Here is a 14,000-nt window from a genome sequence, read left to right as displayed (position 1 = left end):
TACGTGGTGCGGTGGCTGGCCACCGGCCATGTGGCGACGGTGGTTCCGGGCCCTGATGCCATGGTGGTGACACCAGAGGAGCAGGAAGCAGCGGACGAGCGGGCACAGGAACGGGGCGCACACCGCGGCACCAACGAGTAGGTGCTGCGGCTCGCCGTTATCGCCCCGCAGGCTTGCTGGTGGCCTGGTTGGGCCATCACGTGATGGGCTCTCGCGCGCATGCGGGCGGACAGGACTGGGTTGGATGCCGGTCGGTCTAACCTGACATCGCCATGTCCCAGAAGCCTCGCTCGTAGTAGGTCACCCAGAAGAAGGCGTCTTCAGCTTCTCGGGTCTGTTCGCCGACGGAGGCCTCGAGCTGGCGATCGACGGAACTCTGGAGGTCGCCGACGTAGGACCGGAACCCGTCGGTGGTCCACCTGTTCACGAACTCCCGGTGGGGGTGAGCACCGGGGCGGGCGCTGTCCCAGCTTTCCAGATAGGTGCGTTCGAGCGCCCAGATGGCGGTGATCTGGGCCGGGTAGCCGGAGTAGGTCAATGCCAGCAGGAAGTCGCAGTAGGCCCGAGTCGTCGGATGCATGGCGGCGTCGAGGGCCAGGCCGCGCCTCGCCGCCATCTCCTCAAACCAGCCGAGCTCCGCAACGGCGGCGACCACCCCGCCCGCGAGGAGGGCGACGTCGGCGAGGGGGGCCGTGGCCGCGATGCGGGACTGGGTGCGCACCAGGGTCTGCGCGAAGAGGTAGTCCTGGGCCAGCCACCGGTCGAAGGAGTGCTCGGGCAGCGATCCGTCCCGCACGCCCTCGAGGAACGGGTGAACAGTGGCCGCCTGCCACGCGGCGGTGTGACGCCTCATCAACGCATCGGCAGTCATGGTCTCGCGCATCGGGTGGCAGCGTCGAAGAACCGCAGTTCGAGTTCCATCGCCTGGTGATACAGGACGGCCAGGCGGTTGTGATCACCGCCGTAGCGGTCGAGCAGGCCCTCCAGACGTCGGGCCAGGGCCTCGAACCGCGCGCTGGAGTAGGTCATCACCCACTCGCGATAGGGACTGTCGGGTTTTGTCTGAGCGGCCAGCTGCTGGCCGAGGTAGGCGTAAAGGCGCAGGCACGGCGTCATCGCTGCCGCGATGTGGCCAACCGGCTCCAGCGCAGCGACCGCCAACAAGAAGTTGGTATAGGCCGCGGTGGCGGGGTCTGCCGCTTGGTGAAGGTCGACGTCCCAGCGGTCCGCGTAGCCACGGTGAAGGCGAAGCTCGTCGGCGGCGGCATCGAGTAGCTCCCTGAACGCGATCAGCCCGTCTTGGTCGGGGCTCTTGGCCAGAGCCAAGGCATAGGCGCGGCTGAACGCATCGAGGAACGCGGCGTCTTGTCCCACGTAGTAGGCGAACGTAGCTCGGGCCAACTCTCCCGACGCGATGCCCTGGACGAACGTGTGCTCCAGCGCCGCATCAGCCAGGACCCGGTTCCGGTGCCATAACGAGTCGGCAAGCGAGACCACGAACCAAGCCTAAGGCTCGGCATGGCCTCGACCACCGAGGGCGGTGCCATCCAGACAACTCCAGGGTCGGTTTCGCGGAAGGTTTGCTAGCGACCCGTTCCGCAGGTGAGCGAATGAGCGGGGTGAGCAGAGCGGTTCCTGATCTCCCTGTGGTTGGCCCCGTGGCCACAATTTGGCCACAATTTGGCCACAGTTACAGTTAACTAGTGTGAACTGCTGTGATGTCTTTCCGCAGCTAGAGCCTATTTTGGCCTAACGACCAGGTAGCTGAATAGGGTTCAAATCCCTCCGCCACCGCCAAAAGCTATCCGGTCAGAGCCAGCTTGGTTGCCACGAACCAAACGGTGTCAATGGGTACTTGTATTCACCCGGCGTCTTCGACATCTCGACCATTTCCTTGATGCCGGTATAGCGACCCATTGGCGTATCGACAACAAATCCATCGGGATCCGGGTAGAGGTGCTCATCATTTGAGCCGGCCGTCTTTTTCACGTAGTCGCGATCGAAGATGCCCAACTCAGCAAGCCAGAGAGCGGTGCGTACCAACGAAACCCTGACGCGGTAGCTTCCGCCTTCCTTCGCACGCCGGAGCAGTGCCGACAGGATGCCGCAGGTTGCGAGCCAACCCGCTGCGTAGTCGCAGGCCACAAAGATCGACGGATGTGCTGGCTTCTCGTCGCTGCCCTCAATGTTGTCCAGGCCCAACGCGAAAGTGGCCGTGATGTCGAAGCCGACGCGATTCGACCACTGTCCGGTTTCGCCGGCCCAGGTGATCTGGGTGTCGATGAGACCTGGGCGCTCTTTGATCACGTCCTCGGACGTGATGTGGAATCGATCCCGCCATCCCGTACGGCGATTCGTGACCAATACGTCGGCCTGGGAAAGAAGCTCACTAAACTTCGCATGGCCTTCCTTGTCAGCCAACTCAAGCATGGTGGAGCGCACTCCGACATGCGAGGTGTAGTGCCAGAGTGTGTGCTCGACATCGGATGGCCGCCACACGTTGAGCGAGTCGGCGCCATGCAGGGCCATTGCGCGACCGATCGAAGGGGCGGCAATGACGTGGCTTGACGAGAGTAAGCGGATACCGTCGAGCGGCGTCGTCGGGTTGGGCGTAAATGGTATTGGATCGCTTTCGCCTACTTTCTCGACGCTGACCAGAGGCATCAGCCCCAGGTTCTTTGTGAAGGCATCCATCTTCAGCACGTCTTTGATGTTGCGGGCGAGCGGCATCGGGACGCCGGCTTTCTCACCGGCTTCTTCAAGTTCCTCACCGTTCCACTCTTTCACCGCGTCGCGTAGCGCTTCATAAAAGCCACCCTTGGGTTTAAGGAGATCGAGTGCGCGCTGGCGTAAAGCGGGATAGGGCTCGGCAAGCATAATCCATTTGCCGTCCCTGGTGGGAACAATATCGGGACCGCCGGAAAATGGGCTGAATGGGTCCGTGCGTCCGGGGAATCCATTGACTAGTTCCCACTTTCCCTCGAGGAACGGGGTGAGGCGCCGCAAAGCCTTTCGCACGTCGATGTGAATATCCTGCCCCTCGCCGGTACGCTCCTTCCATATCTTTGCGATCAGGATCGCCTTGGCGGCCAGCGAGATTGCGCTGATAGATCCATATGGCAATCGATCGGGCGTGATGGGATCAGAGCCGTAATAGGTGACCTTACCTCCGGAATCGGAAGTTGTTGCCCCTAAGCTTTGTAGCAAGGATTCAACATGTGCAGGCACGTCTATCGTGCTGCCCTGTAAGGGATTGTCGTAGTTCTCGATTATGGCTTTCGCCAGCTTTTCTGCCGCATTCACAGTCCGTCTCCTCTTCTGTCGAAAATTGACGTGCACTCAACTGAGCCGTGTACGTCGACATAGCCCCGGTCTTCACCACAATCGGGAGAAAATCCGACGAGGGCAATGTCCTACGCACCAACGATCGGCCGCTGTTGTTGTGTCAGGTCACATCGGGCTGCGCTGCCGCCGGTTCGTTGCTAACTTGCCCTCCGTGAGGGCGGTGGTACCCAGGCTTGCAATGCTCTGCGCCCAATCAATTGGCAACGATGGGTATAGGCCAATTGCCTTGCGGCAGTAGTGAACTCCTGGTTGCTCACGACAAGGCTCCTGGTGCAGCCATGGTACAGCGCACCCGAGACCACCTGCTGGACGGCCGCAACACCGACCGATTTGCCGTGACGCTTGCACTGGATCGCCACGGACTGGCCGTCCTTTTCGGCGATCAAGTCGACGCCGTAATCACCGACCGCCGGGGTGAATCTGACCTGCCAGCCCGCACGGCGCAGGCGGGCGGCGACGTAGCCCTCAAACTCCACCCCACTCATGCCATCAATTGCTGTCATGCCGGCGCGTGGGCCCTCACGCCGCAGCAACAGCGCCAAGAGCACGCCGAAGATGGCTCCCGCCAAGCCCAACCAGACGTCGCGGCCGATGACGCCGACGATGAGCCCGAAGTAAAGCGGGAGAAAGATCAAGGCAATGTTCATGCCAGGAGTACGTCCGGTTAGCGCGGGAAGCGGGTGTTTGCGGAGGTGACCAGGAACGCCCTGTGCATGGGCCGATAATAAGGATCGGCAACGACAAGTTCGGGCTGCGCGACGCGCGACGGCATGTCGTGGAGGCGATCAAATCTTAGCCTTCAAGAGCCGCTGCCGTAGCCAGGGCGTCGGCTCCTAGCACTCCTTGCTTTCTGAGAAATCCTTAGGGACAGTTAAGCGGTTACTCATCTGCGTCGCCGCCATCGAGGGACCGATCGGTCAGGACATCGAGAATCTGTTGGAGCTGACTGGCATTCAGCAGGACGTTCTCGATCCCATCCTCGGTCTCATCGGGCCGCTCGGGGGACTGTTCACCAGTTGACCAGCCTGGCGCTGCTCAACTGATCCGAGAGTAGGGTCAAGGGATCAAGTCGGCCGGGGGACCGTGCGCGGTTTCGCCGATCGCCAGACCTTGACACGGCAGCGCACAACTGCGTTGGAGGGGTTGTGGACATCGTTTTTGGGGTGTCGATGGCACCGTCGACAGTCCGAATGGTGCTGGTCGAAGGGGAAAACGGTGACGGCGCCACCCTCGACCAGGACGCTTTTCCGGTCACCACTGCAGCGGCTACCGGCAACGCCGCAACCTCGAGCGCGACCGATCAGGTTTTGGCGGCGATCCTGGGCACTCGACAAGGTGCCGCCGAGAGCGGTTATCGGTTGGCATCGACCGGTGTGACCTGGGTGGATCCCGTCGAGGCCGGTGCCTTGCGGGATGCGTTGGCTGCTCACCGGGTGGAAAACATCATGCTGGTCTCGGCCTTTCTGTCCGCGGCCGCGTTGGCTCAGGCATATGGCACCAGCATCGGCTACGCCCACACCGGGTTGCTGTTCATCGAGCCGGACTGCGCGACGCTGGCTGTCGTCGACTCAGGGGACGGCTCGATCACCGATGTGCGCCGAGCTTCGCTGCCGAATGATGACGCGGATGCGGTGGCTGAGCTCACGGCGATGGCCGCCGGCGCGAGCAGGCTGGAACCACATCCGCAGGGCCTGTTCGTGGTGGGTTCCAGCGGAGTTGACGTCGCGATGATCAAGGCGGAGCTCGACGCCGCGACTCCGCTGACCATCAGCGCGCCCACCGAGCAGGAATCGGCGCTGGCTCGCGGTGCGGCGCTGGCATCCGCGCATGCGCCGCTTTTCGATTGGTCAACCTCCGCCTTGGCGTATGCCCAAGATCCCGGCACCGGAGCAGCGGAGCCGGTCATGCCGGTTTACGACGGCGCGGACAGCCAACAACTCGCGTACAGCGCCGCGCCGGACGAGGCCAACTTCTATACAGCGGTCGGGGACGCTGAGTTCTTGGCCGTGGAAACCGAGCCGGGCCGTCGACCGTTCCTGGTTGCCCTCGGCGTACTGATGGTCTTCGTTTTCGGTGTTGCGGCGCTAACGATCTCGTTGGCGCTCGACATCCGTCCCTCGGTCAGTAGCCGGCCCAGCCTTGGGAAAAGTGTGGTGGTTCCGGCCAAGCCGGTGCCACTACCGGCGCAGGCCCCGGCCGCTCCGGCCCTGGCCCCGGCCGTTCCGGCACCTGCTCCGGTCGCTCCGCCCCCGCCGGCCGTTGTGCCGGTGATACCAGTGCCGGTTGCGCCGCCCCCGATGCCCGGGCGTGGACCGTGGGCCCCAGGTCTCCGGCCGGGGCCGCCGGGTCCTGGTCCCATGCCGGGCATCCCGCACGGCCCGGGTCCTGGGCTCCCGCACTTTCCGGGTTTCCCGGGCTTCCACCTGTGACCGCGCGGGTCTAGACCGTCACATCGCTGCGCGGATTCGGCCGAATCTGCTCCACGCCAGGGCTTTAATAGAGCGATGGACCTGATGAGCCCCACCGACTCGGTGTTTCTGCTGACGGAATCGCGCGAGCACCCCATGCACGTCGGCGGCTTGCAACTGTTCGAGCCGCCGGAGGGCGCCGGGCCGGAGTTCGTCCGGGAAGCCGCCGCCGCTCTGGCCGCCAACCGCGAATTCCAACCCACCTTTCGCAAGCGACCCGCCTGGGTCGTCGGCGGACTCGCCAACGTTGCGTGGGCTTACGACGATGCGGATGACGTCGACATCGACTATCACCTGCGGCGCTCGGCGCTGGCGTCGCCGGGACGGGTCCGTGAGTTGCTCGAGCTGACCTCGCGACTGCACAGCAGCCTGCTCGACCGGCATCGCCCGCTGTGGGAGGCCTACTTCGTCGAGGGACTGAACGACGGCCGGTTCGCCCTTTACAGCAAGTTTCACCACTCGTTGATCGATGGCGTCTCCGCGCTGAAACTGATGCAGCGCATGCTGTCGACCGATGCGGATGATCCGGAGCTGCGGGCGATTTGGAGTCTTCCTCGGCGTCATCGCGATTCGGCCGACCGGTCTCGGTGGCAGACGCTCAGGCAGCTTGCAGGATCTGTTGCGGCGTTTGGTCCCTCGACCTGGTCGCTGGCCCGGGCAGCTCTGGTGGAACAGCAACTGACCTTGCCGTTCGGCGCACCGCGCACCATGCTCAACGTTCCCATCGGCGGTGCGCGGCGAGTGGCCGCCCAGTCGTGGTCGCTGGACCGGATCAAAAGCATCAAGCAGGCCGCTGGGGTGACCGTCAACGATGTCGTCCTCGCGATGTGTTCCGGTGCGCTGCGCTACTACCTGTTCGAGCAACATGCGCTGCCGGACACTCCGCTGGTCGCGATGGTCCCGGTGAGCCTCCGGACTAAAGAGGAGGCCGACAGCGGCGGCAACATGGTCGGCAGCATCCTGTGCAATCTGGCCACCGACGTCGAGGATCCGGCGACGCGGCTCGAGACGATCAGCGAATCGATGCGTGGTAACAAGAAGGTGTTCTCCGAACTGCCTCGGCTACAAGCATTTGCGTTGTCGGTCTTCCTCATCGCACCGCTGGGCCTCTCCGCGTTGCCGGGCTTCGTCTCGTCGGCGCCGCCGCCGTTCAATATCGTCATCTCCAACGTGCCGGGGCCAACCGAGCCGATGTACTGGGGCGGCGCGCGGCTCGACGGCAACTATCCGCTGTCGATCGCGCTGGACGGGCAGGCGTTGAACATCACCATGACCAACAACGCCGGCAATATCGATTTCGGCCTGGTCGGGTGCAGGCGAAGTGTGCCGCATCTGCAGCGACTGCTGGGTCATCTGGAAAGCTCGCTGAAAGATTTGGAACGCGCGACGGGACTTTGACCGGCGACGATGCAGAGCGCCAGCGCGATGAGGTGGGGGTCCCCCCAGCCGCGGAGCGGCGAGGGGGCGAGCCGGGCAATCCGGCTCAGCCGGCGATGCCCAAGCTGAGCGCGGGGCTGCTGCTGTATCGGGTGCGCGACGGCGTCGTCGAAGTCCTGATCGGACATCCGGGTGGGCCGTTTTGGGCCCGCAAGGATGACGGCGCCTGGTCGATCCTCAAGGGTGAGTATACCGACGGCGAAGACCCGTGGGCAGCCGCACAGCGCGAATTCGAAGAGGAGGTAGGGCTGGCACCGCCGACCGGCCCGCGGATCGACCTTGGTTCGGTCAAGCAGCCCAGCGGCAAGGTGCTCACCGTGTTCGCCGTGCGCGGAGATTTGGATATCGCCAGCGCCCATAGCAATACCTTCGAACTCGAATGGCCCAAAGGATCCGGGCGGATGCAGGCCTTCCCCGAGGTCGACCGGGTGGGCTGGTTCCCGGTGGCGCAGGCCAAGACCAAGCTTCTCAAAGGCCACCATGCCTTTCTGGATCGATTGATGGCAAACTCCACCCTGGCCGGTTTGCGGCAAGGTGAATGAACATGTCGTATGTTCACACTCATGCAGACGCTGCGAACACCTGACGACCGGTTCACGGACTTGCCCGAATTCCCCTATACCCCAAGGTATTCTGAAGTTTCTGACGACGACGGCGGGTCGCTGCAGATGGCCTGGGTGGAAGAGGGGCCACACGACGCTGACCCGGTGCTCATGCTGCACGGCGAGCCGTCGTGGTCCTTTCTGTACCGCAAGATGATTCCTGCGCTGACCGCGGCGGGGTATCGCGTTGTCTGCCCGGACCTGGTCGGGTTCGGTCGTTCCGACAAGCCGGCGCGCCGAGAGGACCACACCTACGCACGCCACGTCGAGTGGGTGCGGGCACTGGCGTTCGACATTTTGGACCTGCATCGGGTCACCCTGGTCGGGCAGGACTGGGGCGGATTGATCGGATTGCGGTTGGCCGCAGAGCATCCCGAACGCTTCGGCAGGCTCGTCGTCGCCAACACCGGCCTGCCCACCGGCGATATCCCGATGCCGAAAATCTGGTGGCGATTCCGCGAGGCGATCCAGGGGGCACCATCGATCGATGTCGGCCGGTTTGTGCAGGGCGGCTGCCGCCGGCCGATGAGCGACGAGGTGCGCGCGGCCTACGATGCGCCATTCCCCGACGACACCTACTGCGCTGCACCGCGGGCCATGCCCGGGTTGGTGCCGACGTCACCGGATGACCCGGCGGCACCGGCCAACCGCTCGGCATGGGCGAAGCTGTGCGCGAGTTCGACGCCGATGTTGGTCGCTTTCAGCGACGGGGACCCGATCACCGGCGGAATGGCGCCGATCTTTCAGCGCGAAATGCCCGGCGCGCAGGGGATTGAGCACCCGGTCGTGCACGATGCCGGGCACTTCCTCCAAGAAGACGCCGGGGAAGAACTCGCCGGCCATATCGTCGAATTCCTGCGCAGCTGACCGGCGTCAGCAGGACACGCGCAGCTCGAATGGCGCCGTCGTCCGTTCGGTCGCCTTGACGCCGGCGAAGCCGACCGCGGTACCGGCAATGCGATAGATGGGACCGGTCATAGCAACCGCTGCCTCGCCTTGCTGATGGCGCTCGTAGCTGCCGGTGAAGCCGTCGAAATTCTGGAACCGCACGAATTCGGCGACCAGCTTTTTCGCGTTGGAGAGCATCACGGTCACACCCGAGGCCTCGTCGCCAGTCTTGATGGTCCGCAGCCAATTAATGGACTCACATTGCACCGCATTGGTGGCCCGCGTGGTGCTGCCGTTGACGCTGAGTTCGGCAGTGCCGGGCGGCAACGTCCCGGGTGCCGGCTTGATCGCTGGGTGCGATGAGCACCCGGCAACGCCGATCATCACGACAGCGACCGCGACGACAACCGACTTACCGTTCACAACGATCCCCCTGCTCGCGATCCTTAAGGCGAATCTAGCGGGTTGACGTCGCGAAACGGCAACCATCTTTCGAACGCCTGCACAATGTGTGCATGACGAGTGTGTCGAGTGTCGCCGAGCCGCAGGCACTTCTGCTGCAACTATTGGACCAGGCCAACCGGGCCGACCCGTACCCGGTGTACAAGCAGTTCCGTGACCGCGGCCCAATGCAGCTGCCGGAAGCCAACCTCACCGTGTTTTCGGCCTATCGGGACTGCGACGAGGCGCTGCGGCACCCGTCGTCCTCGGCTGACCGGCTCAAGTCGACGGTCGCGCAACGCATGCTCGCTGACGGCACGATCGTGCGCCCGCCGGGACCTCCCGGTTTCCTGTTTCTCGATCCGCCTGATCACACCCGACTGCGCAAACTGGTCAGCAAGGCGTTCGTGCCCAAGGTCGTCAATGAGCTGCAACCGGACATCGCCGAGTTGGTCGACGGACTCCTCGACCGCATCGCCGAGCGGGGCCGGTTCGACGTCGTCAGTGATCTGGCCTACCCGCTGCCGGTGGCGGTCATCTGCCGGCTGCTGGGGGTTCCGCTCGAGGACGAGCCGGAGTTCAGTCGCGCATCGGCGCTGCTGGCGCAGGCGCTGGACCCGTTCTTCACGATCACCGGCGAGCCGTCGCAGGGCATGGAGGAGCGCATTCAGGCTGGTCAGTGGCTGCGAGGATACCTGCACGAGCTGATCGGACAGCGCCGCTCGCAACCCGGTGACGATCTGATGTCGCGGTTGATCGCAGTGGAGGAGTCCGGCGATCAGCTGACCGAGGATGAGATCGTCTCGACGTGCAGCCTGCTGCTGATCGCCGGACACGAGACCACCGTGAACCTGATCGCCAACGCGATCTTGGCGATGTTGCGCCATCCCAGGCAATGGGCCGCGCTGGGCGCCGACGCAGATCGCGCGCCGGTGGTCATCGAGGAAACACTGCGCTACGACCCGCCCGTGCAATTGGTAGCCCGAATCGCCACCGACGAGATGACGATTGGGGATACCACGGTCGTCAAGAGCGATTCAATGCTGCTGCTGCTGGCCGCAGCTCAGCATGACCCCGCCGAGTTCGAGCGGCCGGAGACCTTCGACCCGGATCGAAACGGTTTCCGGCACTTGGCATTCGGACGAGGTCTGCACTATTGCCTGGGCGCTCCGCTCGCTCGGCTGGAGGCCGCGGTCGCGCTGTCGGCGGTCACGGCGCGCTTCCCCGAAGCGCATCTGGACGGTGAGCCGGTCTATAAGCGAAATGTCACGCTGCGCGGGTTGTCGACGCTGTCCGTCGCGGTCTAACCGTTGGCCGAATGTCCACTTATTGCACGCTTTTCGGAAAATAGCGTGTCATAAGTGGCCGCTCGAGGGGGCGGTAAATCAGCCGCGTGCCCACGGCGCGGTTTCCAGGGGCCCATCAGACCTGGCGGCGAATGTCGAGGAGGTGGTGCTGAGCCTCATGCATCGTATGTATCGCGACCCACCGCAATGAGCGTTCGCAGGTTTCTGGATAGTGATAGATAACTGTGCGATTCCAGTCGTCGGCGGTCAGTCGGGCGAGGACATTGCTGAACATCTTTGCCGCGTCTGCGAGTTGGCGGGCCACATCCTCGGGCTCCTGCTCCGCATACCCATCGTGCACGACCCGCTCGTCACGTCCCGACGGGGGGCAGTCCGGCTGATCCACGCGGCGGGCCGCGAGTACCCGCTCGCGCTGGACTAGCAGCATGTCCCGCAGATGGCAGCCGTACTCCAGCGGCGACCACACACCGGGCTGCCGCCCGGATCGCAAGTCGACATCGCGGGCGCGCAAGATTGCCACGACCTCAGCGACCCACTCCTGGATATTCAGCTCGACTGCCGCTGACTGACTGAGGTCGTAAATGAAACCGCAGTCCGCACATTGATCGATCACCCCACCATCATCCGCAGGCGCCGGCCGGGCCGAGGCCGAGGACGATGTCGCCAAGGTTGAAGGTGACTGGGGTTTCCAGCTGCGCGTAGGTACATGACCGGGGCTCGCGGTCGGGGCGCCAGCGGTTGAACTGCGCGGTGTGGCGAAACCGTTCGCCTTCCATGTGGTCGTAGCGAACCTCCACCACCCTTTCGGGCTGCAGCGGCACGAACGAGAGGTCTTTGCCCGCGTTCCAGCGTGAGAATTCGTTCTTGCGTGGTGTGCGTTCGCCCGCCTCGTGGGCGGCCCAATTCCACGGGTGATCATCGAAGCTGGTCACCAACGTCTGCAGCTCGGTGAACAGTCGCCGCCGCTCGGCCATCGGAAAAGCGCCGATGACGCCGACCGATGCGAGTGTGCCGTCGTTCGTGTAGAGCCCGAGCAACAGCGAGCCGATCGCCCCGCCGCCCGACTTGTGCACGCGATAGCCGGCGACCACGCAGTCTGCGGTGCGCTCGTGTTTGATCTTGAACATCACGCGCTTGTCCGGCTGATATGTGATTCCCAGCGGCTTCGCGACGACCCCGTCGAGGCCTGCTCCCTCGAACTCGTCGAACCAGCGTTGCGCGGTCGCCAGATCGGTTGTCGCGGGTGTGACGTGGATCGAGCGGCCCGAAAGGGCCGCCGAACCAGCTACAGCGTCGACCAGCGCGGCGCGGCGTTCGGAAAATGGTCGCCCGGTGTAGTCGTCATCGCCGAGGGCGAGCAAATCGAACGCGATGAAGGACGCGGGCGTGTGTTCGGCGAGCATCCGCACTCGTGAATCGGCCGGGTGGATGCGCTGCTGCAGCGCCTCGAAGTCCAAGCCGTGGTCGGTGGCGATGATGATCTCGCCGTCGATCACACACCGCTGCGGCAGCTCGGCCTTGGCCGCCGCGACCAGTTCCGGAAAATAGCGGGTCATCGGTCGCTCGTTGCGGCTGCCCAGCTCGACCTGATCGACGTCGCGGAAGCATATGGACCTGAATCCGTCCCATTTCGGCTCATAGGACGAATCGGGTGGGATCGACGGAATCGACTTGGCCAGCATCGGCGAGATCGGCGGCATCACGGGTAGCTCCACGGACCTATTGTCGCGTCTGGCCGGTGGATGACCCCGGCGGCGTGCTGGAATCGGAATATGGCTGCGGCAGCACAAGAACTCGACGTCGACGGGATCGCGGTTCGGCTCACTAACCCGGACAAGGTCTATTTCCCCAAGCTGGGAGCCAAGGGAACCAAACGCAAACTCGTCGAGTACTACCTCGCGGTCGCTGGCGGCCCGATGCTCACCGCGCTGCGGGACCGGCCCACTCATCTGCAGCGTTTCCCCGACGGTATCGACGGCGAGGAGATCTACCAGAAGCGAATTCCCCAGCACCACCCCGACTACCTCGAGACTTGCCGCGTCACGTTTCCGTCCGGGCGGACGGCCGACGCGCTGAAGGTGACCCATCCCGCGTCCATCGTGTGGGCAGCGCAGATGGGCACCGTCACACTGCATCCGTGGCAAGTCCGCTGCCCGGATACCGAGCACCCCGACGAGTTGCGCATCGACCTGGACCCCCAGCCCGGCACCGGTTTTGCCGAGGCCCGCTCCGTTGCCGTCGACGTATTGCGGCCGCTGCTCGACGAACTCGGACTGGTTGGCTACCCGAAGACGTCAGGGGGCCGCGGTATCCACGTGTTCCTGCGGATCAAAACGGATTGGGATTTCATCGCTGTGCGCCGTGCCGGCATCGCGCTGGCGCGCGAGGTCGAGCGCCGTGCGCCGGATGCGGTGACGACCTCGTGGTGGAAGGAAGAACGGGGCAAGCGGATCTTCATTGACTTCAACCAGAACGCTCGCGACCGCACGTTCGCGTCGGCGTACTCGGTGCGGCGCACCCAAATCGCGACGGTGTCGATGCCGCTGACGTGGGACGAGCTGGCCACCGCCGACCCCGACGACTACACCATGGCTACCGTGGCGGATCTGGTGGCCCGCCGCGACGACCCTTGGGCCGACATGGATTCGGTTGATCAGTCGATCGCGCCGCTGCTCGAGATGGTCGAGGCCGACGAAAAGCGCGGACTCGGCGATCTGCCCTACCCACCGAATTACCCGAAAATGCCAGGCGAACCGAAGAGAGTTCAGCCGAGCCGAAATAGGGATCTGACCAGCAAGAGCAAGCGCGACTGACGGCCAAATCGAGTTAGCATGAGTGGCACTCGCCCGATAACATGGGCATCATGCCCGTCCCCGAGACCCTGGAATCGCTGGCCGCCAGCTTCGACCGGGTCCTGCACGTTGAAGGTAAGTCCGAGCGCACCCGGGTGCTCTACGGCCAGTCCGTCCGCTACTTCTGCGGGTGGCTGTCCGCACACGGCCACCCCAACGACCTGTCGGCCCTGTCGCGGGATAACGTGCTGGGCTGGCTGGAGTCGCTGCGGCAGCGCAGGCTCACTGACGGCACCATCCTCACCCGCTGGCGCGGGCTGCGCCGGTTCACTATCTGGCTGCTGTCCGAGGGCATTCTGCGCACGGACCCGCTGGCCGGGCTGACGGTCGACAAGCCTGAGGCGCCGCCGGTGCCAGTGCTGGTTGACGAGGAATTGGCCGCGCTGCTAAACGCCTGCAAGGGCAGGAAGTTCAACGACTTCCGGGACGCGGCGATGATCCGGCTGCTCATCGACTGCGGGCTGCGGGTGAGCGAGCTAACCGGTATCGACCCCAAGCACCTGGACCTCGACACCGGGACCGTGCAGGTGACCGGTAAGGGCAGACGGGTCCGGGCGGTCTACTTCGGCTCCCGCACAGCGGTAGCCCTGGACCGCTACCTCCGAGCCCGCCGTGGGCACCGGTACGCTGCTGATCCGGCGCTGCTGCTCGGCGAGCGAG

General features: G+C 64.4%; 15 protein-coding genes. 8 read left to right on the top strand and 7 right to left on the bottom strand.

The window, feature by feature from the left end:
• Positions 1–141 (top strand): DUF1918 domain-containing protein (locus tag ACLQI9_RS12965; protein WP_442391746.1); only part of this gene is annotated, 141 nt, incomplete at its 5' end.
• Between the two features lie 115 nt (positions 142–256).
• Here ACLQI9_RS12965 and ACLQI9_RS12960 read toward each other — a convergent pair.
• From ACLQI9_RS12960 to ACLQI9_RS12945, 4 genes are all read right to left on the bottom strand, one after another.
• Complete coding sequence (locus tag ACLQI9_RS12960) at positions 257–883, bottom strand: TenA family transcriptional regulator (protein ID WP_442391745.1); 627 nt, start codon at positions 881–883, stop codon at positions 257–259.
• Positions 868–1,497, bottom strand: coding sequence for a TenA family protein (locus ACLQI9_RS12955; RefSeq protein WP_442391744.1), 630 nt, complete (start codon positions 1,495–1,497; stop codon positions 868–870). Before ACLQI9_RS12955 ends, ACLQI9_RS12960 begins: the two co-directional genes overlap by 16 nt.
• A gap of 312 nt (positions 1,498–1,809) precedes the next feature.
• Positions 1,810–3,303, bottom strand: coding sequence for a CoA transferase (locus ACLQI9_RS12950; protein ID WP_442391743.1), 1,494 nt, complete (start codon positions 3,301–3,303; stop codon positions 1,810–1,812).
• A 179-nt stretch (positions 3,304–3,482) separates the two neighbouring features.
• Entirely contained in the window at positions 3,483–3,992 is a 510-nt protein-coding gene (locus ACLQI9_RS12945) for a restriction endonuclease (RefSeq protein WP_442391742.1), read from the bottom strand.
• 498 nt (positions 3,993–4,490) lie between these two features.
• Between ACLQI9_RS12945 and ACLQI9_RS12940 the strand changes: the two genes are divergently transcribed.
• The 4 genes from ACLQI9_RS12940 (at position 4,491) to ACLQI9_RS12925 (ending at position 8,719) form a co-directional block, all read left to right on the top strand.
• Positions 4,491–5,774 carry a DUF7159 family protein gene (locus tag ACLQI9_RS12940; RefSeq protein ID WP_442391741.1) on the top strand — a complete coding sequence of 428 codons (1,284 nt, stop codon included), beginning with the start codon at positions 4,491–4,493 and terminating at the stop codon, positions 5,772–5,774.
• Positions 5,775–5,849: 75 nt separating this feature from the next.
• Positions 5,850–7,211 (top strand): WS/DGAT/MGAT family O-acyltransferase, encoded by a 1,362-nt coding sequence (locus ACLQI9_RS12935; RefSeq protein WP_442391740.1) that lies wholly within the window; start codon positions 5,850–5,852, stop codon positions 7,209–7,211.
• Between the two features lie 95 nt (positions 7,212–7,306).
• Positions 7,307–7,792: an NUDIX domain-containing protein gene (locus tag ACLQI9_RS12930; RefSeq protein ID WP_442379406.1), complete on the top strand. Its 486-nt coding sequence runs from the start codon at positions 7,307–7,309 to the stop codon at positions 7,790–7,792.
• Positions 7,793–7,813: 21 nt separating this feature from the next.
• Complete coding sequence (locus tag ACLQI9_RS12925) at positions 7,814–8,719, top strand: haloalkane dehalogenase (protein WP_442379341.1); 906 nt, start codon at positions 7,814–7,816, stop codon at positions 8,717–8,719.
• 6 nt (positions 8,720–8,725) lie between these two features.
• Here ACLQI9_RS12925 and ACLQI9_RS12920 read toward each other — a convergent pair whose 3' ends face one another.
• Positions 8,726–9,163, bottom strand: a complete 438-nt coding sequence (locus ACLQI9_RS12920) for a lipoprotein LpqH (RefSeq protein WP_442379343.1) — start codon at positions 9,161–9,163, stop codon at positions 8,726–8,728.
• 92 nt (positions 9,164–9,255) lie between these two features.
• Between ACLQI9_RS12920 and ACLQI9_RS12915 the strand changes: the two genes are divergently transcribed.
• Positions 9,256–10,488, top strand: coding sequence for a cytochrome P450 (locus ACLQI9_RS12915; protein ID WP_442379344.1), 1,233 nt, complete (start codon positions 9,256–9,258; stop codon positions 10,486–10,488).
• A 115-nt stretch (positions 10,489–10,603) separates the two neighbouring features.
• Here ACLQI9_RS12915 and ACLQI9_RS12910 read toward each other — a convergent pair whose 3' ends face one another.
• Positions 10,604–11,101 (bottom strand): DinB family protein, encoded by a 498-nt coding sequence (locus ACLQI9_RS12910; RefSeq protein ID WP_442379346.1) that lies wholly within the window; start codon positions 11,099–11,101, stop codon positions 10,604–10,606.
• Positions 11,102–11,108: 7 nt separating this feature from the next.
• Positions 11,109–12,203 carry an ATP-dependent DNA ligase gene (locus ACLQI9_RS12905; protein WP_442391739.1) on the bottom strand — a complete coding sequence of 365 codons (1,095 nt, stop codon included), beginning with the start codon at positions 12,201–12,203 and terminating at the stop codon, positions 11,109–11,111.
• 57 nt (positions 12,204–12,260) lie between these two features.
• Between ACLQI9_RS12905 and ligD the strand changes: the two genes are divergently transcribed.
• Both ligD and ACLQI9_RS12895 read left to right on the top strand, forming a co-directional pair.
• Positions 12,261–13,301, top strand: a complete 1,041-nt coding sequence (ligD, locus tag ACLQI9_RS12900; RefSeq protein ID WP_442391738.1) for a non-homologous end-joining DNA ligase — start codon at positions 12,261–12,263, stop codon at positions 13,299–13,301.
• 50 nt (positions 13,302–13,351) lie between these two features.
• Positions 13,352–14,000: tyrosine-type recombinase/integrase (locus tag ACLQI9_RS12895; protein WP_442391737.1), on the top strand; the 649-nt coding region annotated here is incomplete at its 3' end.

This window comes from Mycobacterium sp. (assembly GCF_052143115.1).
Lineage (GTDB): Bacteria > Actinomycetota > Actinomycetes > Mycobacteriales > Mycobacteriaceae > Mycobacterium.
The sequence above is the reverse complement of the archived record's forward strand: the minus strand, read 5'-3'. Positions and strand labels throughout refer to the sequence as shown.